A 24,280-nucleotide genomic window follows, 5' to 3' on the forward strand; every position below is an offset into this window, starting at 1 on the left:
TGAACTATCAGTAATATTTACTGTACTTCCTGCTTCTGCTGTTCCTGTAATTAAACGACCATTAGTCGAATGAACAAGAGGCTGATTGGGTGGCGTCACATCTCCATTTTTTTTATCACTGGATGAATCGTTATTGGCTATAGCAGCAATAGCACCTATACCTAAAGCACCACCAATCACCCAAGGTAGAATCTCAATATTTGCATCATGATATAGAAGTGGTTCTATATCATTGATAGAAATATAGTTTACAGTTTCTAAAACATCTTGTGTCTGATTTAATTCCAACAAAAATAATTTATTCTGGTCATCTTTTAAAACAACGTCATTATCTGAATGGCTAGCAAAAAAATTCTCAATTGAAATTTTCTCGCCACTTTTTAACAGAATGACCAATGCATTTCCCACTCTTTCTGTTGATGCAATATCTTCTTTTTTCACATTAATAATAACAACTGAATTTTCAACCAACTTCACATCGGTTGAGCCCTTTAAGTCTAAAACCTGATGAGTTTCTTTAGAAACTATTTGAATATTTAACATAATTTTTTCCCTTTATAATTTCATTAAATGTTTTGAATTTCATGTTTTTATTTGCAACGTTTTTGAGAGCACTCTTAATTGAATTGAACTATTTTTTAGTATTTTATTATTGAAATATAAAACGCACTAAACAAAATAACTAATATAAAAAGTCACAACATATACTCATGTTTTCTAATGATTTTATAAAAAAAATTAATCAAAAATTAAATAAAATAATTTAAATCAATATTTTTCAACACCTTATTATTTATTGTTTTTATCAAATTTAACAATCTATTAAATTAAATAATCATCATTATAAAATACATTCAACTATTAACAATAAATAGAACACAATATATAAAGTTAATGCAAACTATAACACATTAAATAAATGGTTAAATTCAAATATTCTAAGTATGAAATGCTAAAAAATATAAGTTTACTTTTAACCAAACATCCATCTTTCTTATACCCACCATCTTGTCACAGATGAGCAAAAGAATTTCGACGCCTATATCTATAATTTTGTTGTTCTTTGAAAATGAAGTTTTTAGGATATTTCTAAAAGTGGTGAAGCTTTTTCAATCATGAAAGGTTAATCATTGTTTAACTAATGCCTAAGCCTTTAGGCTAATATTTAAAATAAAATACTAAAATTTATACAAGATTAACCCATTTTAAATGCTTAGCATAAAAATGCTAAACTCTAACTCATTTCAATTCACTGGATGATTCGCATGGAAATACGTGATCAAATTATTCTCGTTACGGGTGGTGCACGTGGCTTAGGTCTTGCCATTACTCATGCTTTAATACGAGAAGGTGCAAGAGTTGTTGTAAACTATTTCAATAGCGAAGAATCCGCACAACAACTTTCCAGAGAACATGCTGAACAAGTATTTATTTATAAAGCAGATGTGACTGACGAAGACCAAGTGAACTTGATGTTCAAAAAAGCTAAATTGCATTATGGGCATGCCATTACTTCAGTCATTAATAATGCACTTTTATCTTTTAAATTTGATGGAGACTTACGTCCTAAAGTCGAAGCGCTGAGTTGGCATAGCATGCAACAGCAATTAGATAGTGCTGTTAAAGCAGCTTTAAATACAACTCAAGCTGCCTTAGAAGATATGAAGAAAGATCATTTTGGTCGTATCATTAATATTGGAACAAACCTCGTACAAAATCCTGTGGTTCCATATCATGATTATACAGCAGCGAAAGCAGCACTTTTGGCTTTTACTCGAACAACATCACATGATCTTGGGCAGTATGGAATCAATGTCAATATGCTTTCAGGTGGTCTATTACGTAAGACTGATGCCAGTAGTGCAACACCAGATCAAGTTTTTGACTTAATTGCTGCATCGACACCATTACAAGAAGTCACAACTCCTGAGCAGTTTGCAGATGCAATATTGTTATTTTTATCGCCTTGGTCTAGAGCAGTGACAGGACAAAACCTCATCGTTGACGGTGGCTTAGTCAAAGGTTAATGATATAGCGAAGATTGAAGCAAATATAATAAATAGTTAAAACAAAAATGAGAGCCTTAAGGCTCTCATTTTTAGATCATTTTTGAAATACTGGGATTAAGCCAAACCTTTCTTTTTCAATACATCAAGCATTGTTGAACCGAGTTCAGCAGGACTGCGCGTATATGCCATGCCTGCTTTTTCAAATGCAGCGAATTTCTCTTCAGCAGTACCTTTACCACCAGAGATAATCGCACCAGCATGTCCCATACGTTTACCCTTAGGTGCAGTAACACCAGCGATATAACCCACCACTGGTTTAGTGACATTTGACTGGATATACTCAGCAGCTTCTTCTTCCGCAGAACCACCAATCTCACCAATCATGATGATTGCTTCAGTTTGTGGATCTTCTTGGAAAAGTTTTAAGCAGTCAATTTGGTTCATACCCGGAATTGGATCACCACCGATACCGATACAAGTCGACTGACCTAGACCAAGTTTAGTTGTTTGAGCAACTGCTTCATAAGTCAATGTACCAGAACGTGAAATAATCCCGATTTTACCTGGCTGATGGATATGACCTGGCATGATCCCAATCTTACATTCACCCGGTGTGATAATCCCTGGACAGTTAGGACCGATTAAACGTGCATTATTACCATAAGTTTCAAGGTAACGTTTTGCTTTAAGCATGTCTAAAGTCGGTACGCCTTCAGTGATCACAACGATCAATTCAATACCTGAATCAATCGCTTCAACGATTGAGTCCAATACAAATGGAGCTGGAACATAGATCGAGGTTGCATTAGCACCTGTCTCTTTTACTGCTTCACGCATCGTATTAAATACAGGCAAACCGATATGCGTTTGACCACCTTTACCTGGTGTTACACCACCAACAACTTTTGTGCCGTATGCAATTGATTGCTCAGAATGGAATGTACCATTTTTACCCGTAAAGCCTTGTACCAATACTTTTGTGTCTTTATTTACTAATACGCTCATGATTGATACTCCTTACGCTTTCACTGCAGCAACAACTTTTTCTGCCGCATCGGCTAAACCGTTTGCAGAAATTAATTTTAAACCTGATTCATCAAGTAATTTTGCACCTAACTCTGCATTGTTCCCTTCTAAACGAACAACCACAGGCACAGTCACATTTACTTCTTGAACCGCTGCAATAATCGCTTCAGCAATCATGTCACAACGAACAATACCACCGAAGATATTGATCAATACACCTTGTACTGAACTATCTGAAAGAATAATTTTGAAAGCTTCAATAACACGATCTTTCGTTGCACCACCACCCACATCAAGGAAGTTAGCAGGCTGACCACCGTACAGTTTGATAATGTCCATGGTCGCCATCGCAAGACCTGCACCATTCACCATACAACCAATGTTACCTTCCAATGCGACATAGTTTAGATCAAACTCAGATGCTTTTAGCTCACGTTCATTTTCTTGAGATTTGTCGCGCATTGCAGCAATCTCAGGTAAACGATATAACGCATTTGAATCGATGCCAACTTTTGCATCTACACACAAAATTTCACCATTTTCACGAACTGAAAGTGGGTTAATTTCAAACAATGCAAAATCATTTTCAACAAATGCTTTATATGCACCCGTCATAATCGTTACAAACTGATTGATTTGTTTGTCTTTAAGACCCAACTGGAAGCCAACATCACGTGCTTGGAAAGGCAATAAACCTACCAATGGATCAACTTCAACTTTAATAATTTTTTCTGGTGTTTCTTCTGCAACTTTTTCAATTTCCACACCACCCTCAGTCGATGCCATAAAGGTCACGCGACGACTAGAACGATCAACAACTGCACCGAGGTACAATTCACGCTCTACTGGGTATACATCTTCACAAACAAGAATACTATTTACAGGCTGACCATTTGCATCTGTTTGATAGGTAACTAATCGCGTACCTAATAGATTTTTTGCGTATTCAGCCGCTTCTTCTTTTGATTTAACAACTTTCACACCACCCGCTTTACCACGGCCACCTGCATGAACTTGGGCTTTCATCACCGCGAATTTGCCACTAATCTGGTCAAATGCTGCTGATGCTTCTTCTGGAGTAGTGATTAAAATGCCTTCTTGAACTGGCATACCATATTTTTTCAACAGCGCTTTCGCTTGATACTCATGTAGATTCATCTTTTACCTTTTACTACTTTTCACATTGTTATGACACACCAATACCTAGACTTCCATCACAATAACTATTGGCATTTATTAAAAATTGTTGTTGTATTCTTAGATGATTATTCAATTAAAAACAACCATCAAAAGTAAAAAGAGCGGTCGAAACCGCTCTTTTTTGTTTTATTTACGTTTACGTTGGATGGCGTGAATCGCACGACCATCAACTGCAAGAGCAGCTTCGTGAACGACTTCTGAATATGTTGGGTGACCGAAAGTCATCAATTGTAAATCTTCTACAGAAGATACAAACTCAAGCGCAATCATACCTTGGTGTACGATGTCTGAAGCGCCAGGACCGATGATATGCATACCCAATAAACGATCTGTTTTAGCATCCGCAACGAATTTCACAAAACCTGCTGATTCATTCGCAGCTAAAGCACGACCATTCACAGCAAACGGGAATTGACCAGTTTTAACTTCGTGACCTTTTTCTTTAGCCTGTTCTTCAGTTAAACCTACCCAAGCCGCTTCAGGATGTGTATAGATCACAGAAATAATGGTGTCATAGTTTACTTGTGCAGCATGACCGTGCATTCGCTCAACAGCCATTACACCTTCTTCCATTGCTTTATGTGCAAGCATTGGACCACGCACCAAGTCACCAATCGCATATACACCATCAACAGATGTTGCACACCAATCGTTTACTTCAACCAAACCACGCTCAGTCAATTTAATGCCTGAATCTTCAGCCAACAAACCTTCTGCATATGCTTTACGACCTACACAAACAATCAATTTGTCAAAAGTTTGAGTTTTATCTTCACCAGCTTGGTTGTACTGAACAGTCACTTCACGACCGTTGATTTCAGTACCAGAAACCTTAGCGCCAATACGAATATCTAAACCTTGTTTCGTTAAAAGTTTTTGATAATCTTTTGCCAAAGCTTTGTCCGCCATTGGTAAAAATGTATCTAATGCTTCAAACACAACAACTTCAGAACCCAGACGACGCCATACTGAACCAAGTTCTAGACCAATTACACCAGCACCAATCACACCTAAACGCTTAGGTACTTCTTGGAATTCAAGTGCACCAGTAGAGTCAACAATTAAGTCTTCATCTACTTTTGCAACTGGAATATTTACAGGAACAGAACCAGTCGCAAGAATCACATATTTAGGCTCTAAAACTTGAACGTCACCACCTTCTAATGGTGTAAATTCAACTTTTTTACCCGCAAGTAATTTACCAGTACCTTGTAACCATTCGATGCCATTTCCTTTAAGGAGCTGAGCAACACCGCCAGTTAAATTGTCAACAACTTTGTCTTTACGAGCAAGAAGCTTTTGAAGATCAAGTTGTACATTTTCAACTGAGATTCCGTGTACATCTAAGCCATGAAGTGTGTCTTCATAATGATGTGAAGAATCTAATAATGCTTTAGAAGGAATACATCCTACGTTCAAGCAAGTACCACCTAAAGATGGCTTACCTTTGTGTACACGTTTTTCGATACACGCAACTTTAAAACCAAGTTGTGCAGCGCGAATTGCTGCTTCATAACCACCTGGTCCACCGCCGATTACAACAAGATCAAACTGTTGAGACATGCTTATCTCCAAGAACAAGCCTAGAGGATCGCCCTAAGCTTGTGATGTTATTCTAAAGAATTAAAGGTCAAGGATAAGTTTAGCTGGCTCTTCAAGTAACTCTTTAACCGTTACCAAGAAACCAACAGCTTCTTTACCATCAATCATACGATGGTCATAAGAAAGCGCTAAATACATCATTGGAAGAATTTCAACTTGACCATTCACTGCCATAGGACGCTCTTGGATCTTGTGCATACCTAAGATTGCAGTTTGTGGTTGGTTCAAAATAGGCGTTGAAAGTAATGAACCGAAAGTACCACCGTTGGTAATTGTGAACGTACCACCAGTCATTTCTTCGATAGACAATTTACCTTCACGTGCTTTAGCAGCATATGCACCAATACCAGATTCAACTTCAGCATAGTTCATGCGGTCAGTATCACGAAGAACTGGAACAACAAGACCACGATCAGAAGAAACCGCAACACCGATATCATAATAACCATGATAGATGATGTCATCGCCATCAATTGATGCATTTACAGCTGGATAACGTTTAAGCGCTTCAGTACACGCTTTAACGAAGAATGACATAAAGCCTAGACGTGCACCATGACGTTTTTCGAAAGCATCTTTGTATTGCTTACGCATTTCCATGATTGGCTTCATGTTCACTTCGTTAAACGTAGTCAACATTGCAGTTTGCTGAGTTGCAGCAAGAAGGCGCTCAGCAACACGTTTACGTAAACGCGTCATTGGAACACGTTTCTCGATACGCTCACCTACAGCAACACTCAATGGGATTGCAGGTGCAGCAGCTGGTTTAGTTTGATGATTGGCAACATCTTCTTTGGTGATGCGACCACCACGACCAGTACCATCAACATCTGCAGCAGCAATACCTGTTTCAGTAAGTGCTTTACGTACTGCAGGTGCTTGATCTTGCACTTGAGCACGCTCAACAACAGGTGCATTACCTGCTTGAGTTTGTGCAGCAGCTTGCTCAACTTTCTCTTCAGATTGAACTGCTTGAGTTTGAGCTGCACCAGAAACTGCACCTTCTTCAAATGTTGCGATTACTTCAGCAGAAAGAACTGTATCACCTTCATTTTTGATGATTGCAGAAATAGAACCATCAGCAGGAGCAACAACTTCTAAAACAACTTTATCCGTTTCAATATCACAGATCACTTCATCACGTGATACTGCTTCACCTGGTTGTTTGTGCCAAGTTGCGATTGTTCCGTCAGCAACTGACTCTGGGAACACAGGTGCTTTAATTTCGGTTGCCATTATTTAGATTCTCCTGATTGATCAGCCACGATCGCTAAAGCGTCATTTACGAGCTGAGCTTGTTGTTTTGCATGCAAATATGGTGAGCCACATGCAGGTGCAGCTGAAGCTTCGCGTCCTGCATAGCTAATTTGAACTTGTAGACCAGATTTCATTACACCTTCATATAAACGAGGAGCAATGAACAACCATGCGCCTTGGTTTTTCGGTTCTTCTTGACACCAAACGAGTTCTTTCACGTTTGGATATGTCGCAAGAACTTCTGCAAGACGTTTTTCTGGGTACGGATATAACTGTTCAACACGTACAACTGCAATGTTCAAGTTTTCTTCACGACGTTTTTCAAGTAAGTCGTAATAAACTTTACCACCACAAAGTACAACACGTGTTACATCTTGTTTGTTGATTTGATCCACTTCATCAATCACAGTCTGGAACGTACCAGTTGCAAGCTCATCTAAAGTAGATGTTGCAAGTTTGTGACGAAGCAATGATTTAGGCGAAGTCACAATCAACGGTTTACGGATTGGACGTACCGCTTGACGACGCATTGCATGGAAAATCTGTGCAGGTGTTGTTGGTGTAATCACTTGCATGTTTTCTTCAGCACATAACTGTAAGAAACGTTCAAGACGTGCAGATGAATGCTCTGGACCTTGACCTTCGAAACCATGTGGAAGAAGAAGTGTTAAACCACAAACACGCTCCCATTTGGTTTCACCAGATGAGATAAATTGGTCAATTACCACTTGCGCACAGTTTGCAAAGTCACCGAACTGAGCTTCCCAAATCACTAAGCTTTTTGGCAATGTTGTTGCATAACCATATTCGAATGCAAGAACCGCCATTTCAGACAATAAAGAGTCATAAATTGCAGTACGTGGTTGATTTTCTTTGATATGACAAAGTGGGATGTAAACAGAACCATCAACTTGGTTATGTAGTTTTGCATGTCGGTGTGAGAATGTACCACGACCAACGTCTTCACCTGTCAAACGAACCAAATAACCATCATCAAGAATAGAAGCATATGCTAGAGTTTCTGCTGCACCCCAGTTGAGTGGCATTTCACCTGTTTGCATTTTAAAGCGATCATCAATCACTTTTGAAACTTGGCGTTGCATCACGAAGCCTTCTGGAAGCTCACGCATTTTTGTACCAAGTTCTTTTAAACGCTCAATCGGGAATGTTGTATCCCAATCATCGGTATAGTCATGACCAAGGTATGGTGTCCAATCAACAAACATTTTTTTGTTTGGCTCAAGCACCAATGCATTCGCAACGTGATTTCCTGCTTCAAGATCTTCACGGTATTTTTCAACCATCGCATCAGCAGATGCACGGTCTAATACTTTTTCTTGTACCAATTGGTCAGCATAAAGCGTACGGGTCGTCGGCTTTTTGCTAATAACTTGATACATCATCGGTTGAGTTGCTGCTGGCTCATCTGCTTCGTTGTGTCCACGACGACGGTAACAGAACATGTCAATCACAACATCTTTACGGAATGTGTGACGGAAATCATGTGCCAATTGAGAAACAAACAATACTGCTTCAGGATCATCACCATTGACATGGAAGATCGGTGCCTGAATCATTTTAGCGATATCAGTACAGTATTCTGTTGAACGTGCATCACGTGGATCAGAGGTTGTGAAACCCACTTGGTTGTTCACTACAATGTGAACTGTACCACCTACGGTATAACCACGAGTTTGCGACATTTGGAAGGTTTCTTGGTTGACACCTTGACCTGCAAATGCAGCATCACCGTGAACAATCACTGGCAATACGTCATCACCACCAATGTCTTTACGACGGACTTGGCGAGCACGTACAGAACCTTCAACAACAGGTCCAACGATTTCTAAATGTGATGGGTTAAATGCCAAAGCCAAGTGAACTTCGCCACCGGGTGTCATTACATTTGAAGAGAAACCTTGATGGTATTTTACGTCGCCTGAACCTTTTTTATTCAGTGCTTTACCTTCAAACTCACCAAATAAATCAGCAGGGTTTTTACCCATGATATTGACAAGTAAGTTTAAACGACCACGGTGAGGCATACCGATAACGACTTCTTTACAACCTACAGAACCTGCACGTTGAATCAGTTCGTTCACCATAGGAATGAAAGATTCACCACCTTCGACACCGAAACGCTTAGCACCAACATATTTATTGCCAAGGAATTTTTCTAAACCTTCAGCTGCTGTTAAGCGTTCAAGTACATGTTTCTTTTGATCTGCTGAAAAGCCAAATTGACCACGCGCACTTTCAAGGCGTTGTTGAATCCAACGTTTTTCTTTTGTGTCAACGATGTGCATATATTCTACACCAATAGAAGCACAATACGTCGCTTCCATTGCGTTAACCATTTCACCTAAAGTGGCTTCAGTTTTACCAATCGCCAAGTTACCCGCATTGAAAACCGTATCTAAATCAGACTTGGTTAAACCATGGGCAGCAAGGTCTAAATCAGGCACGTCTTCGCGTTTAGCCAAACCAAGTGGATCAAGTTTTGCTTTTTGATGACCACGGTTACGATATGCTGCAATCAGTTGCAATACACCGATTTGACGACGTTCATGCTCAGTACTTACTTCGCTTTGAACCACTGGCTGAACACGACTTGAATTACGACCTAATAATAAGAATTGCTCACGAATATTTCCGTGTGGTTGGTCGCCTTTAGGGAATTTATCGAAATATTGACGCCAATCCTCACCTACTGAGGTTGGAGAAGAAAGGTACTGTTCGTAAAGCTCTTCAATATACGCTGCGCTGTCAGCGGAAAGTTCAGTATCAAGACGCAATGCGTCAGCAACTTCTTGCATTTGTGGACCCATTTCCTATTGCAAAAACATTAGAGGGTGCTTTTTAAGCACTCCCATGATTGATAATGCCAAATCGGTAAATTGACATTCACCCATCAGGTACTAATGACCATGGGGCGTTATAAACATTAGCTTATTACTAATGCATACAATGAATCATAACGCCTTCATTGGCATCATCACTCACTTATATACTCAACCGAGGCTGAGCAATTTTTTGCAAATCGACTTAGAAAAAACAAAAGACTTTTTGCTTTTTCTAAAGCGGTTCTAAACGGCATCTATAAAAAAGATTTATAAACCGATCTGAGTCACACTTATGTTGAAAAAATGTACCAAAAACAAAGTCACTTTTTCACATATAGTGGTTTGTTAAATCGTAACATGATCTGCCACTTCAATTGATTTTTTTGACACATACCATCTATAAATTAGCGAAATACATACAAGAAATAATCAATTATTATCCCTCCATTTATATCGGGTCAGTTGTTCTGTTTTCAACGCTTTTATCGCAAATCATCACAATAAAAAACAACATTCTCTTTTCCTGCTCTCTCCTCAATGAATTTGCATAAAAAAAAGAGCGCACATCTAGGATGTGCGCTCTTTATTGACGTCGTATTAACCTGCTTGGTCAAGCAACATGCTACGGATATGACCGATTGCTTTTGTTGGGTTTAAACCTTTAGGGCATACAGATACGCAGTTCATGATTCCTTTACAACGGAACAATGAGAATGGGTCATCAAGACGTGATAAACGGTCTTGAGTTGCTGTATCACGAGAGTCAATGATAAAGCGATATGCATTCAACAATGCTGAAGGACCCAAGAATTTATCCGGGTTCCACCAGAATGATGGGCATGAAGTTGAACAACATGCACAAAGAATACATTCATACAAACCATTTAAGTGTTCACGCTCTTCTGGAGATTGTAAACGCTCTTTAGGTGGCGCAGGTTGATTATTGATCAGGAATGGCTGAATTTTGTCATACTGATCGTAGAACTGATTCATATCCACAACTAAATCTTTAACCACTGGCAAACCAGGTAATGGACGAATGACGATTTTTTCAGGTAAATCGTTCAAGTTCCATAAGCAAGCAAGACCGTTTTTACCATTGATGTTCACACCATCAGAACCGCAAATACCTTCGCGGCAAGAACGACGGAATGTCAATGATTCGTCTTGAACTTTCAATGCTAGAAGTGCATCAAGCAACATACGATGCTTATCTGTCAACTCTAGTTTAAAAGTTTGCATATACGGCGCTTTATCCTTATCAGGATCATAGCGGTAGATTTCGAACGTACGAGTACCTCTACTCATCTTATCTCTCCCGATTAGAATGTACGTGGTTTAGGTTCAATTGGGTCTACAGACAATGGGCTGTAACGTACAGGTTTGTATTCAAGATGATTATCTGCTGAATACCATAACGTATGTTTCATCCACTCATCATCACGGCGACCATATGAATAGTGCTCATCATCAGCAGGCAATTCATAATCCACAACTGTGTGTGCACCACGACATTCTTTACGCGCAGCAGCAGAAATCAAGGTTGCTTTTGCGACTTCATATAAGTTTTCAACTTCTAAAGCTTCAATACGTGCTGTATTAAATACTTTTGATTTGTCTTTCAAATGAATGTTACGTACACGTGGTTCAATCGCAAGGATTTGTTTAACACCCTCATCAAGCAATGCTTGAGTACGGAATACGCCTGCGTGGTCTTGAACGATGTCACGAATCGCATCTGCAACTTCTTGGGCATTTTCACCAGAAGTTGAATCATCTAAATGACGAATACGCTTCAAAGTGTTTTCAAGCACATCATTTGGAAGTGGTTGATAATCATCACCGTGGTGTTTTGTCACATAATCAATGATGTGCTCACCAGCAGCTTTACCGAATACAACCAAGTCAAGAAGTGAGTTAGTACCCAAACGGTTTGCACCATGTACAGATACACATGAACATTCACCAATTGCATAGAACCCTTTTACAGGTACTGTGTAATTCATTGTGCCATTGGTTGTATATTCATTGGCTGCTTTATCAAATCCAGCATAGAAGCCTGGTTCATTTTTAGCTGCTTCAGGAATAACCACTTGACCATGAATATTCGTTGGAATACCACCCATTTGATAATGGATTGTTGGTACCACTGGAATAGGCTCTTTGGTAATATCCACGTTGGCAAATTTCTTACCAATTTCGAATACTGAAGGTAAACGTTTCATGATCGTGTCCGCACCTAAGTGCGTCATATCAAGAAGAATATAGTCACCTTTAGGACCACAACCACGACCTTCTTTAATTTCTTGGTCCATTGAACGTGATACGAAGTCACGTGGTGCCAAGTCTTTCAAAGTTGGTGCATAACGCTCCATGAACGGTTCGCCGTCTTTGTTACGAAGGATTGCACCTTCACCACGACAACCTTCAGTCAACAATACACCCGCACCAGCAACACCCGTTGGGTGGAATTGCCAGAATTCCATATCTTGTAATGGAATACCAGCACGTGCAGCCATACCTAGACCATCACCCGTATTAATATAAGCATTGGTAGATGCACGGTAAACACGACCAGCACCACCCGTAGCGAATAAAGTTGCTTTTGCTTGGAATACTGCAATCTTGCCTGTTTCTTGGTCAATTGCAGTTACACCGAGTACATCACCTGCTTCGTTACGAATTAAATCCAATGCGATCCACTCAACAAAGAATTGAGTACCCATTTTCACATTGCTTTGATACAGCGTATGAAGAAGCGCATGACCTGTACGGTCAGCAGCAGCACATGCACGAGGAACTGGTTTTTCACCATAGTTCGCAGAGTGACCACCAAACGGACGTTGATAAATTGTGCCGTCAGCGTTACGGTCAAATGGCATACCCAAGTGTTCAAGTTCATAAACAACTTTAGGTGCTTCACGACACATGAACTCGATTGCATCTTGGTCACCTAACCAGTCAGAACCTTTTACTGTGTCATAAAAGTGATAGTGCCAGTTATCATCTTGCATATTACCAAGTGATGCACCGATACCACCTTGTGCCGCAACAGTATGAGAACGTGTTGGGAATACTTTAGTTAGCACTGCAACTTTCAAACCTGCTTGAGCAAGTTGATACGAAGCACGCATACCTGAACCACCACCACCAACGATGACTGCATCGAAGAACTGGCTTGGAATATTTGAATAATCTTCTTTAGGGGTTAAAGCGCCCATGACATCTTCCTATCAATTCGCCCAAAAAATCTGGATTGCCCAGATCGCATATGCAATTACAGCAATAATCACTGCTGAAGTTAACACGATGCGTAAACCTGAAGCTGAAGGCCCCATTTGACGAGTAGTCACATAGTCAGTGAATACTTGCCACATGCCAATCCAAGCATGCGCAACAAGAGATAAGACTGCCAATAAAGATAAAATCTTCATTGGAAGTGTCATCATAAAGCCGAACCATTGCTCATAGTTAAATCCGCCATTGCACAGAATCCAACCTAATACCACAACAGTATAAACAGCTAGAACAACAGCACTTACGCGTTGGATATACCAATCACGAGAACCTGACCCCGTTAAACCTGTAGCACTTTTCATTAGAGAACAATCCATACGAATGATGCGATAATTGCTATCACAGCCAAGATTAATGCAATAGTTGCTGCTACGCGACCACTTTGCAACTCTTCAGCAAAACCTAGGTCAGCAAGTAGATGCTTAATACCCATAATGAAATGGAATAATAAACCAGCGACAAATACCCATACGATGAAGCGTACAACGAAGCCACCAAAGATTGCTTGAACTTGAGCAAAACCTTCAGGCGAAGACAAAGACTTGTCTAAAAGCCACAAAAGTACCGGTACGAGTAAAAATACGATGACACCTGAAAGACGGTGTAGAATTGATGCAATAGCCACAGGGGATTTTAAGTTTACATCTAAAACTTGACCCATGGACAAATTGACAGGTCTGTTGCTTTTCACAGCGGGCATCCTGTAAGTAAAAACTCCATCCGGAGTTTGTTGGAATTAATTCGAAGGAAAGCTAGCATTGTCAGACAAGTTAAATTGTCTGAACTTTAAACGACACTGAATTATAAAACGTGAACAGTCAAATTACAAACTGTCGAAATTGGCTTTTTCTTTAAAAAACACTCAAATAAGAATCATTTACATTCATTTGTAAGCTTATATCAATATTTTAAATCAAGCATTTAGCGCTATCTCTTTATTTTTTATGATTTTTAAACATAATACTTTTCGACATCATAATGGTGGATATTATTTTCATAAATTTAGACTAAAGCACAACAATACGGACAAAAGCGTCCTCTCCTACCATTATCCTAGAATTTTAAATGCTGTATTCAATTTAACCCTATACAGATACCCATTATGTCGCTTCTAAATATCGCTTTATTTTCATTTTTAATGGTCATTATTTTATTCTGTGATTTAATTTAAAGCTTTACAATAAGAAAGAACGACTTAGTTTGTGAATAATTCAATTTTGACTGCTCAATATTCCGCACATTTGCTTGTTTTAACAACATGCAAAACCTGATTTAACGGTTGTTTTGGGTGTTTTTTGTACCAAAAACTAGATTCAAAAACTATTTTTTAATCAATTAAGCACTAAAATGAAAATAAATATTTCATCATTTCATTTGGATGCTTTTCATACTGCCATTACATTAAAAGCTATGTAAGTCGTGAAATTTAGAAGTTTTTAAAACATGGAATCTAAGGAATTTGGCTTACAAAAACATCAAAATATTGGTCTAAAATGCCATTTCCTGTCTAGCAATCCTAATTATTTTTCTGCACCTAACTCTGAATTTACCTTATTATACTGACCGACTCTGAAATTTGATGCTCAATCTAACTGGTTAAAGTTGGACTAACTGTAGATGAAAACATGACTTTTTCATCCATAAGTATAATTGACAAAATTTCAGTACTCACTAAGCTAAATAGCAATTTTTGATCCGTCTGACTTGTGCATTACAAGATGACTAAGCAAGTTAGATAAAATATCCACCAGGACAGGAGATCTATTGAATGTCTGCAGCAACTGGCAAGAAAGCCGTTCTAGAGCTTGATGGCAAAAAAATTGAATTACCAATTTACAGCGGCACATTGGGCCCAGATGTAATCGACGTTAAGGATGTGTTGGCTTCAGGTCACTTTACTTTTGATCCTGGTTTTATGGCGACAGCTTCTTGCGAGTCTAAAATCACTTTCATCGATGGTGATAAAGGCGTTCTTTTACACCGTGGCTATCCTATTGCTCAACTTGCGACTCAAGCTTCTTACTTAGAAACTTGCTATTTATTGTTAAGCGGTGAGCTTCCAACTGCTGAACAAAAATCAGACTTCGAAAACAAAGTCCGCAACCACACTATGGTTCATGACCAAGTAAGCCGTTTCTTCAATGGTTTCCGTCGTGATGCTCATCCAATGGCTGTGATGTGTGGTGTTGTTGGTGCGTTATCTGCGTTCTATCACAATGGTTTTGACGTTGAAAACGTAGATCACCGTGAAATCACTGCAGTTCGTTTAGTTGCTAAAATTCCTACTTTAGCTGCTTGGACTTACAAATATACTATCGGTCAACCGTTCGTATATCCACGTAACGATTTAAGCTATGCTGAAAACTTCTTATACATGATGTTTGCTACTCCAGCAGATCGTGACTATAAAGTTAACCCTATTCTTGCTAAAGCAATGGACCGTATATTTACGCTTCATGCTGACCATGAACAAAATGCCTCTACGTCTACAGTACGTTTAGCTGGTTCTACTGGTGCTAACCCTTACGCTTGTATTGCTGCAGGTATTGCTGCGCTTTGGGGACCTGCTCACGGTGGTGCAAACGAAGCCGTTCTTAAGATGCTTGATGAAATTGGCACTGTAGAAAACGTTGCGCCGTTCATGGAAAAAGTTAAAACTAAAGAAGTTAAACTTATGGGCTTCGGTCACCGAGTTTATAAAAACTTCGATCCACGTGCGAAAGTTATGAAAGAGACTTGTGACGAAGTGTTAAGTGCACTTGGTATCAATGATCCACAACTTGCGCTTGCAATGGAACTTGAACGTATTGCGTTAAGCGACCCGTACTTCATTGAACGTAAACTTTACCCGAACGTAGACTTCTACTCAGGTATCATCCTTAAAGCGATTGGTATCCCAACAGAAATGTTTACTGTAATCTTTGCGCTTGCACGTACTGTGGGTTGGATCAGCCACTGGTTAGAAATGCACAGCGGACCTTACAAGATCGGTCGTCCTCGTCAACTTTATACTGGCGAAACTCAACGCGATATCAAACGTTAATTCGTTACGCGTTCAGATCGAACAAGAGACCACCCTTTGGGGTGGTTTTTTATTACATATTCATACCAATTTTCACACCAACTGGCACAATTTAATTATTTTAAAATTCTTTAAAAATCAAAATATAACAATATTAATAATAAGCATTGAAAGCTCAAATTTATATGTTAATGATAAAACTTACAAATCACTACTTTATAAAACACCCACAAATAACTTTATTTTATATATTGTTTAAAAATTTTTAATCATACATTTTCAAAGGAATTGAAGATGCCTCAACATTTATCCAAACAAGTGCACGACCCAGACCAAGCTTTTTTTGGTCACCCTAAACCATTAAAAGGTTTATTTTTTACCGAGCTTTGGGAACGTTTTTCCTATTATGGTATTCGCCCTCTATTAATCCTCTATATGGCGGCTTTAGTTGCTGATGGCGGTCTCGGTTTAGATCGTCCAACAGCATCAGCAATTGTCGGCTTATTTGCAGGCAGTATGTATTTAATGACCGTATTGGGTGGATGGGTTGCTGACAATTATCTCGGTCAAGAGCGCGCTGTGTGGTATGGCTCACTGATCATCGCACTCGGACATTTATCCATTGCATTGGCAGCCTTATTTGGACATTTCTTTTTTTATTTTGGTTTAGTTTTGATTGTGATCGGTTCTGGTTTATTTAAAACCTGTATTTCCGTCATTGTTGGCACTTTATATCAGGCTCAAGATTCACGGCGTGATGCAGGATTTTCCATTTTTTATATGGGAATTAATCTAGGTTCATTGACTGCCCCACTATTGACTGGTTTATTGGTAAAAGAACATGGTTGGCACTGGGGATTCGGCATCGGTGGGGTTGGAATGTTAATCGCCTTACTTATTTTTAAGTTAATCACTGTGCCTCAATTAAAACAATTTAATCATGTGCGTGGCAATGAAAATAACTGGGCTCGTCCTGTACATTACAATCCTAAAGCACCCCAAATGATCATAGGATTTCTTGCAGTTGTTGGTCTGATTATCGCTCTAGTTTCTCTTGGCATAATCAACATCAATCCAATTCAGATCGCCACATATTTCACAATCACAATTTGTATTTGTATTGCCTTATATTTCTGCTATCTATTGCTCTTTGCAGGTTTGAATAATACCGAGAAAAAACAAATCATCATCTGTTTTATTTTACTTATCACTGCTGCACTGTTCTGGTCAGCATTTGAACAAAAACCAACATCTTTTAATCTTTTCGCCCAAGACTTTACAGACCGCCAATTCTTTGGCTTTGAAATACCCGCCGTTTGGTTTCAATCGATTAACCCACTTTTCATTATTATTTTCGCACCGATCCTGGCATGGCTTTGGGTTAAATTGGGCAAACAAAATCGTGACCCTAGCTATATCACCAAATTCATTATTGCTTTACTCCTCGCTGCGGGTGGTTTCCTCGTGATGAGCATTGCCAGTTACTTGATCACCCAAAATGGTGGAACTGTTTCTGCATTGTGGATCGCATCAAGCCTCCTGCTTTTAACGCTAGGTGAATTATGCTTAAGCCCTGTTGGGCTCTCAACAATGACCAAACTTGCTCCAACCATCATTCGTGGACAAGTGATGGGACTTTGGTTTACAGCATCTGCTTTAGGGAATTTGATGGCAGGTTTAATCGGTGGTCATGTTTCTATCAATGAAGTTGAGCAATTACCCCTCCTATTTATGCGATGTGTCATCGCTTTACTTCTAGGCGCACTCGTTCTATGGTTAATGAAAAAACCGATTCGTAAATTACTCAATCAATCATCGACTCCCTCTCAAAAATCTCTTGATATGCAATTGGAAAAAGTATGAACGCTTTATCACCTGCCAACAAATTAGAAAACCTTCGTACAATTATGAAGAAATATCAGCAGGATGCTTTTATCGCCATGAGTGCAGATCCACATATGTCAGAGTATCTACCTGATTATTGGAAAATACGCCAATGGCTAACAGGCTTTACAGGTTCAGTTGGCACAATTGTCGTCACTCAAAACTTTGCAGGTTTATGGGTAGATGGTCGATATTGGGTACAAGCCGAACAGCAACTGGAAAATACAGGTTACGTTTTACAAAAGCAGACACCTGATCCTGCTTCAACACATTTGTCTTGGCTTTCACAACATTTAGCCAAAGATGCAAAAATTTGTGTCAATGGAAATACCATTTCAACTCAACAATATAGCGCATTATCAGCGCTTGCAATAGAACACAATTTCTTTATCCAAACAGACTTCGATTTAATTGATGAAATTTGGACTGAACGCCCAGCACTGCCCCTACAACCCATTTGGCAAATGGCAGATGATTTTAATACGCAAACACGCTTAGAAAAAATAAAAGCGATCCGTCACAAACTTATTCAGAAAAAAGCAACGGGGCATTTTATTTCTGCACTCGATGATATTGCTTGGATTTTAAATTGCAGAGGCAGTGATGTTGAATATAATCCCGTGTTCTTAGCACACTTATATATAGATCATTCTCGAACTGTGCTTTTCATTGATGATGCAAAACTTTCGACTGAAATGCAGCGAAGATTTGCTTTGGATAACATCGAAATCTTACCTTATAACGCAAGCATCGAGTTTTTGGTCGAACTTAAACAACAAAATATTTTAATTGCTCCAGCAAAAACATCGATTGCTCATACACAAGCGATTGAACACCATAATCACTTGATTCTAGATATCAATCCCAGCACATTATTTAAATCCCAGAAACACCCTTCAGAAATTCAGCATGTGCGCAATGCCATGATCAAAGATGGGGTTGCTTTGTGCCATTTTTTTCAATGGTTAGATACAGCGCTAACAAATAATGAATCCATCAATGAATTGACGATCGATGAGATGATCACTGGTTTCCGCGCCAAGCAAAAGGACTTTCTAGGACTAAGTTTTTCAACGATTGCAGGTTTTAATGCCAATGGGGCGCTACCCCATTATCGAGCAACTGAAGAAAGTTTCAGTGAAATCACGGGTGACGGCTTGTTACTGATTGATTCAGGTGCGCAGTATGCAGATGGTACGACAGATATCACCCGAGTTATCCCTATCGGAAACACAAGTATTGAACAAAAACGTGATTATACGCTGGTATTGAAATGTCATATTGCGCTTGCTCAAACTGTCTTCCCAGAAGGCATTGAATCACCTCTTTTAGATTCGATCACACGTCAAACCCTGTGGAAATATGGTTTGGATTATCGTCATGGTACAGGTCACGGTGTAGGCTATGCATTGAATGTTCATGAAGGACCTCAAGTCATCTCTTATTATGCGCCAGCGACATCTTTTACCAAGATGCGTGAAGGCATGATTAGCTCTAATGAGCCAGGCTTATACCATCAAGAAAAGTATGGGATTCGAATTGAAAATCTTGTCGTCAACAAAATTAAGCATTTTGAAGATACGACTTATGGTCAGTTCTTAGAATTCGAAACACTCACACTGTGCCCGATTAACCGAAGCTGTATTATTTTAGAGTTGTTAAATGATGATGAAAAAGCATGGCTGAACCAATACCATCAAATAGTCAGAGAACGATTAGCGCCCCACTTAGAAGGTGATGTTTTAAACTGGCTAAATGAAAATACCCAAGCAATTTAACTCCCATATCAATCAAAAAAGCGCAGAACCTTTTGACTGTGCGCTTTTTTGAAAAGCTATATGCCATTGATGCGTATAATAAATATAAAATTCCGTACTTTATTGCATAGTGAGTTTATGAAAAACACATACAATAAAATATCGTTTATCTTCAATAATAAAATTAACCATCGAATATATTGGGTGATGATATGAGGGTTGTGACCACCCTGCCTTATGTTTAAAGTTTAATGACTTTGCACAGATGATGCTTCATTTCTTCAGAGGTGGAAAAAGTGAATCCGATCTGATCGAATCACCGAACACTGCAATCAACAAGAGCACTTATAGTACGATTTTGATTCTTTCCGTTTGGGTTGCTACTTTTGCATTTTTACATGCATTGGATGATTGAATAGTTTTAATCACTTCATTGCGACTGGGTAAAATCTTTAAACTTGAAACAATTTCCCCACCCGTTTTACAATCTTCCTCGCCCAACTTCTCACTAAAACGCCCCGGATGACTCGAAGATTCAGCAGTTGCAATAATTTTAGCTTTCCACCCATCAAAATAGACTAAATCAGTTGTCTGGGAAACTTGCCCCTGCCCCGAGCCTGCAGACTCTATTTCAACCAAATCGATTGGTTTTGCTCGATATTGCACCGTATGGACTGTGAAATCATTGGCTTGACCACCGAACTCAAGTATTCGAGATTGTTTTAACTTTGGGCGCGTCAATATATAGCCTCCCCAAAAATTTCGTCCAGCATTTTCAAATGTTACACCAGAGAGATAAGCCAGCTCTCCAGACAACAAATGAACCTCTTTCATATAATCAATCATGATCGCTTTGGCGGGTGTCGCTTGAGAATCGTTTAGGTTCGTTATACTGTTGATCACTGCTTGTTCTGTAGGAGTTGCTGCAAAACTCAAGGCAGATGCACTTAGAACAAAAACCATAGTACTCAATCGAACTGAAGAATAGTAAAGCATAAAATAAACGCTCAGATTTTGTGATTGATTGTGTGCTTAACGTCCCCATTCCATTTTAGCCATGTATGGACGTATTTTTTTAATTCGTTGAATATTGGTTTTTTCAATCTGAGTTAATTGGTTTTCTACATTGGTACTACATGGCATATACCAGTTTTGATCAGCAAATTGATTGGCAATTTCACGATTTGCAAATGAATAACCATGTCGCGCATAAATTTCATTACGCATCCAATCCAGTTCTTCTGCGGGAATTTGTATATCTTGATCTTTCAATAAACGTTGAGAAGCAACAGGATAATCACCCACATCTTTTTGATAACGACATTGTTGCGGTTTTAAGTCAAAATATTTAGGTTTTACTTTTGCTGTTGTAGACTCCCAACTCGACTCCAACAGATTAGGTTGACTATGGCTCACTACAAAAGTAAATACCCCACTGCTTGAAGGTGCACCGCTTTCAGTTGCGGTAATTTTATAGCCTTGAGCTGTGTTCTGCACCTTACCTGTGAAGTTCTGTTTGTTCTTACCCAAAATACTGTAACCTTTGACCTGATTTCGATCTATGGATTGAATAAAAACACCGATTTTTTGTTCATCATATTTTCCAGACCAAGATTTCTGTAACTGTTGAATATCCAGTGCATAGCCACTTTGAGTAAAAATTGCGGAAAGCCCGATACATGTTATTAATCGCTTATTCATTGTTATTCCTATTTGTTATGACGATGAGTGATACATATTCACGGTAATTTTAAAACAAATTATCGTATTTGTGGTGCAACATAATGCAAAAAAAATCAAATTCAATCCAAATATAAACACTGTGTTTGGATATATCTTTGATTATAATTTACTGAACCCGTTTTATTACATAACAGTATGGCAAAAATAAAAAACAATCTGCCCACGATAAGTTTAGGTATAGTTTCTCTCTTGGTCTATGCCTATCTGTGTTACCTCATGGTCGCAATATGTTTGCAATATTTTCCTTGGAACACAGAACAGCATTTTTTATTGCTTAAGCAAGATGTAGTCAATACTCAACCTTGGCAGACGGCTTTTAAAATCCATGTGATCAGCAGTAGCTTTGTACTCATCGCTGGATTTACACAGTTTTTCCGTGTCTTTCGCACGCGTTTTCCCCGAATTCATCGCTGGAGTGGTTGGCTGTATCTGATCACCATTTTAGGGTTTTCTTTACCCAGTGGTTTAATTCTAGCTTTTTCAGCAGCTGGAGGGTTATCCACACAAATCAGCTTTATCTTATTAAGTTCACTCTGGGCAGTCACGACCCTAACCGCTTTGTACTTTTTATTCAAAAAACGTTGGATTTTACATCGTGACTGGATGATTCGGAGCTTCGCTCTCAGCCTTTCTGCATTAAGTTTAAGAACATGGAAAATGGGACTTTACACTTTGCAACCCTATTTTGATTGGCTGACACCTGTACATATCTATCAATTGGAGTCTTGGTTAGGTTGGGTGGTTAATTTAATTGTCGCAGAGATCATTATTCTCAAATTACATTTGCACAAAACAGCAAAGCCCTAAATAAATTTAGGGCTATCTGATCAAAATCTCAAACTATTAAAGGTTTTATTGCTTTTGGGTCACTGTATAGTGATTTAAATCAAGCTGTTTGAGCTGGTTACGAAGCTCTTGTAATGACCAAGGCCATGCCGCAAAATTTCGTCCATTTTCATCCAGATAATAAGACTTACAGCCACCTGCATTGAATACCGTTGTTTTTAGGTGCTTTTGTAGACGTCGATTATGTTTGGTAATCACATCCCCCTTAATTTCAAAACGGGTGAACTTCTGATCACGCATTTTTAGTAAACCATCAACAATATAGCCGACTTGCGCTTCTGCAATACCAATAAATGAATCATAGACCAGAATATTTGGACCCAAGACCAAGAATGCATTGGGAACATGTTCAATGCTTGCACCTAAATACGCTTCAGGAGAACTGTTTTTCCATCGCTCTGCAAGGACTTGACCATTGGCATCATAAACACGTTTACCAATCGGCGGATGAGAAACTTCAAAACCTGTTCCCCAAATGATCACATCAACTTCATGACGCTCACCATTGGCTGCAATCACCGTATTACCGTCTATTTCTACCAAACCATGAGGTACAAGGTTAACATTGTCTTGTTGTAAGGCTGGATAATAATTGTTTGCAAACAATAAACGCTTACATCCAATGGTAAAGTTAGGGGTCACGTCTTTACGCAGTTTTTCATCTTTAATTTGTAATTTGAGTAATTGCTTACTTAAAAAATTGACAGGTTCGAGTACTTTCGGATTGCGTAACCCAAAGTTAATCCCATTTAAAATCTGAGCAATACTGTTGCGCCAAGTTTGTTGAATGACTGGAAATCTAGAAATAATCCCTTTCGCAGTTTCATTCAATTCCATGTCAGCCTTAGGAAGTACCCAGGGTGCTGTACGCTGGAACACAATCAATTGTTTCGCTAAAGGTTGAACTTGTGGAATAAATTGAATTGCTGAAGCGCCCGTACCAATGACAGCCACACGTTTACCTGTTAAATCATAATCATGATTCCAACGTGCAGAGTGAAACATTTCCCCCTTGAATGTTTCAATACCTTTTAATTTAGGCATCGAAGGTTCAGTAATTGGACCTGTAGTAAAAATCACTGTTTTTGCTTGATAAGCGCCTTTAGCTGTTTCTAAGTGCCAAATATGTTGTACTTCATCCCATTTGGCACTGATCAATTCATTATTAAATTCAATTTTCTTACCGAGGTCGTATTTTTCCACCACCTCTTCTAAATAACTTAATATTTCAGGCTGTTTGGCAAACAGGTGACTCCATTTATGACTAGGAGAGAATGAAAAAGAATAAAGCGCAGATGGCACATCACAACCGCAACCTGGATAATTGTTATCACGCCACGTACCACCAACACGGTTGGCTTTTTCTAGTACAACATAGTCATGATAGCCCACTTGATTCATTTGATAAGCCGCAGCAATTCCAGAAATACCTGCCCCGACCACAATAGTATCGTAGGTATGAACGGGCTGTTTTTTCTGAGCATTGGTTACTTTTTTATCAGCAGTCTGTTCAGCGCTCTCTGGTTTCACTGTTGTTTGAGTTGTAGCTTTTGGTTGAGTCGACTTTACCGCAGCTTTAGCTGGCGTTTCAGACTTGGTTTTTGCTGTGGTAGAAGCCTGAGTACGTTTGGATACTGTTTTTACTTCTAGCGGTTTCTCTTCTGTATTTGCAGATTGTGTTGTGCTCGGTTGAGTCACATGCTTAATCTCTTCCAACGTTGTTTGCGTTGTCGTCTTTTTCACGCTTTTATCTTCTGGATGTGTATCTAAAGTGGTTTCAGTCGTCATATTCGT

Annotated in this window: 18 protein-coding genes; 5 read left to right on the forward strand and 13 right to left on the reverse strand. The window is 39.0% G+C overall.

Annotated elements, in window-relative coordinates; translation table 11 throughout:
* The coding region (locus AAV97_RS05280; RefSeq protein ID WP_046760028.1) for a BapA/Bap/LapF family prefix-like domain-containing protein at positions 1-543 on the reverse strand (543 nt) is incomplete at its 3' end.
* Between the two features lie 722 nt (positions 544-1,265).
* On the opposite strand from AAV97_RS05280, the gene AAV97_RS05285 reads away from it, so the two are divergent.
* A complete protein-coding gene (locus AAV97_RS05285) occupies positions 1,266-2,027 on the forward strand; it encodes a 3-oxoacyl-ACP reductase (protein ID WP_046760029.1) in 762 nt (253 codons plus the stop codon).
* Positions 2,028-2,123: 96 nt separating this feature from the next.
* Here the strand turns inward: AAV97_RS05285 and sucD are convergent, their stop codons facing one another.
* From sucD to sdhC, 9 genes are all read right to left on the reverse strand, one after another.
* Entirely contained in the window at positions 2,124-3,014 is an 891-nt protein-coding gene (gene sucD, locus AAV97_RS05290) for a succinate--CoA ligase subunit alpha (protein WP_004829423.1), read from the reverse strand.
* Positions 3,015-3,026: 12 nt separating this feature from the next.
* The gene (gene sucC, locus AAV97_RS05295; protein ID WP_004829424.1) at positions 3,027-4,193 is read right to left on the reverse strand and encodes an ADP-forming succinate--CoA ligase subunit beta; all 1,167 of its coding nucleotides are present in this window, start codon (positions 4,191-4,193) and stop codon (positions 3,027-3,029) included.
* Between the two features lie 168 nt (positions 4,194-4,361).
* The gene (lpdA, locus tag AAV97_RS05300) at positions 4,362-5,798 is read right to left on the reverse strand and encodes a dihydrolipoyl dehydrogenase (protein WP_005032929.1); all 1,437 of its coding nucleotides are present in this window, start codon (positions 5,796-5,798) and stop codon (positions 4,362-4,364) included.
* A gap of 60 nt (positions 5,799-5,858) precedes the next feature.
* A complete protein-coding gene (gene odhB, locus AAV97_RS05305) occupies positions 5,859-7,073 on the reverse strand; it encodes a 2-oxoglutarate dehydrogenase complex dihydrolipoyllysine-residue succinyltransferase (protein ID WP_046760030.1) in 1,215 nt (404 codons plus the stop codon).
* Positions 7,073-9,910, reverse strand: coding sequence for a 2-oxoglutarate dehydrogenase E1 component (locus tag AAV97_RS05310; RefSeq protein ID WP_005032931.1), 2,838 nt, complete (start codon positions 9,908-9,910; stop codon positions 7,073-7,075). The genes odhB and AAV97_RS05310 overlap by 1 nt, the downstream gene beginning before the upstream one ends.
* A 624-nt stretch (positions 9,911-10,534) precedes the next feature.
* Complete coding sequence (locus AAV97_RS05315) at positions 10,535-11,245, reverse strand: succinate dehydrogenase iron-sulfur subunit (RefSeq protein ID WP_004829428.1); 711 nt, start codon at positions 11,243-11,245, stop codon at positions 10,535-10,537.
* A gap of 14 nt (positions 11,246-11,259) precedes the next feature.
* Complete coding sequence (locus AAV97_RS05320; RefSeq protein ID WP_005032935.1) at positions 11,260-13,158, reverse strand: FAD-dependent oxidoreductase; 1,899 nt, start codon at positions 13,156-13,158, stop codon at positions 11,260-11,262.
* 12 nt (positions 13,159-13,170) lie between these two features.
* Positions 13,171-13,536, reverse strand: coding sequence for a succinate dehydrogenase, hydrophobic membrane anchor protein (gene sdhD, locus AAV97_RS05325; protein ID WP_004717289.1), 366 nt, complete (start codon positions 13,534-13,536; stop codon positions 13,171-13,173).
* Positions 13,536-13,925 carry a succinate dehydrogenase, cytochrome b556 subunit gene (sdhC, locus tag AAV97_RS05330; RefSeq protein WP_004829430.1) on the reverse strand — a complete coding sequence of 130 codons (390 nt, stop codon included), beginning with the start codon at positions 13,923-13,925 and terminating at the stop codon, positions 13,536-13,538. Before sdhC ends, sdhD begins: the two co-directional genes overlap by 1 nt.
* A gap of 1,077 nt (positions 13,926-15,002) precedes the next feature.
* Between sdhC and gltA the strand changes: the two genes are divergently transcribed.
* From gltA to AAV97_RS05345, 3 genes are all read left to right on the forward strand, one after another.
* Positions 15,003-16,277 carry a citrate synthase gene (gene gltA / locus AAV97_RS05335; RefSeq protein WP_004829431.1) on the forward strand — a complete coding sequence of 425 codons (1,275 nt, stop codon included), beginning with the start codon at positions 15,003-15,005 and terminating at the stop codon, positions 16,275-16,277.
* 273 nt (positions 16,278-16,550) lie between these two features.
* A complete protein-coding gene (locus AAV97_RS05340; RefSeq protein ID WP_009585090.1) occupies positions 16,551-18,119 on the forward strand; it encodes a peptide MFS transporter in 1,569 nt (522 codons plus the stop codon).
* Positions 18,116-19,918, forward strand: a complete 1,803-nt coding sequence (locus tag AAV97_RS05345) for an aminopeptidase P family protein (RefSeq protein WP_046760031.1) — start codon at positions 18,116-18,118, stop codon at positions 19,916-19,918. The genes AAV97_RS05340 and AAV97_RS05345 overlap by 4 nt, the downstream gene beginning before the upstream one ends.
* 324 nt (positions 19,919-20,242) lie before the next feature.
* Here AAV97_RS05345 and AAV97_RS05350 read toward each other — a convergent pair whose 3' ends face one another.
* Positions 20,243-20,860, reverse strand: a complete 618-nt coding sequence (locus AAV97_RS05350; RefSeq protein WP_228136511.1) for a hypothetical protein — start codon at positions 20,858-20,860, stop codon at positions 20,243-20,245.
* 69 nt (positions 20,861-20,929) lie between these two features.
* Positions 20,930-21,598, reverse strand: coding sequence for a YARHG domain-containing protein (locus AAV97_RS05355; RefSeq protein ID WP_004829446.1), 669 nt, complete (start codon positions 21,596-21,598; stop codon positions 20,930-20,932).
* A gap of 177 nt (positions 21,599-21,775) precedes the next feature.
* Here AAV97_RS05355 and AAV97_RS05360 point away from each other — a divergent pair, with 177 nt between their 5' ends.
* On the forward strand, positions 21,776-22,447 hold the full coding sequence (locus tag AAV97_RS05360) for a DUF2306 domain-containing protein (RefSeq protein ID WP_046760033.1): 672 nt from the start codon (positions 21,776-21,778) through the stop codon (positions 22,445-22,447).
* Between the two features lie 45 nt (positions 22,448-22,492).
* Here the strand turns inward: AAV97_RS05360 and AAV97_RS05365 are convergent, their stop codons facing one another.
* The gene (locus tag AAV97_RS05365; RefSeq protein WP_046760034.1) at positions 22,493-24,274 is read right to left on the reverse strand and encodes an NAD(P)-binding domain-containing protein; all 1,782 of its coding nucleotides are present in this window, start codon (positions 24,272-24,274) and stop codon (positions 22,493-22,495) included.
* Positions 24,275-24,280 lie beyond the last annotated feature (6 nt).

Origin of the sequence: Acinetobacter sp. Ag2 (assembly GCF_001005515.1) — a bacterium.
GTDB lineage: Bacteria > Pseudomonadota > Gammaproteobacteria > Pseudomonadales > Moraxellaceae > Acinetobacter > Acinetobacter bereziniae.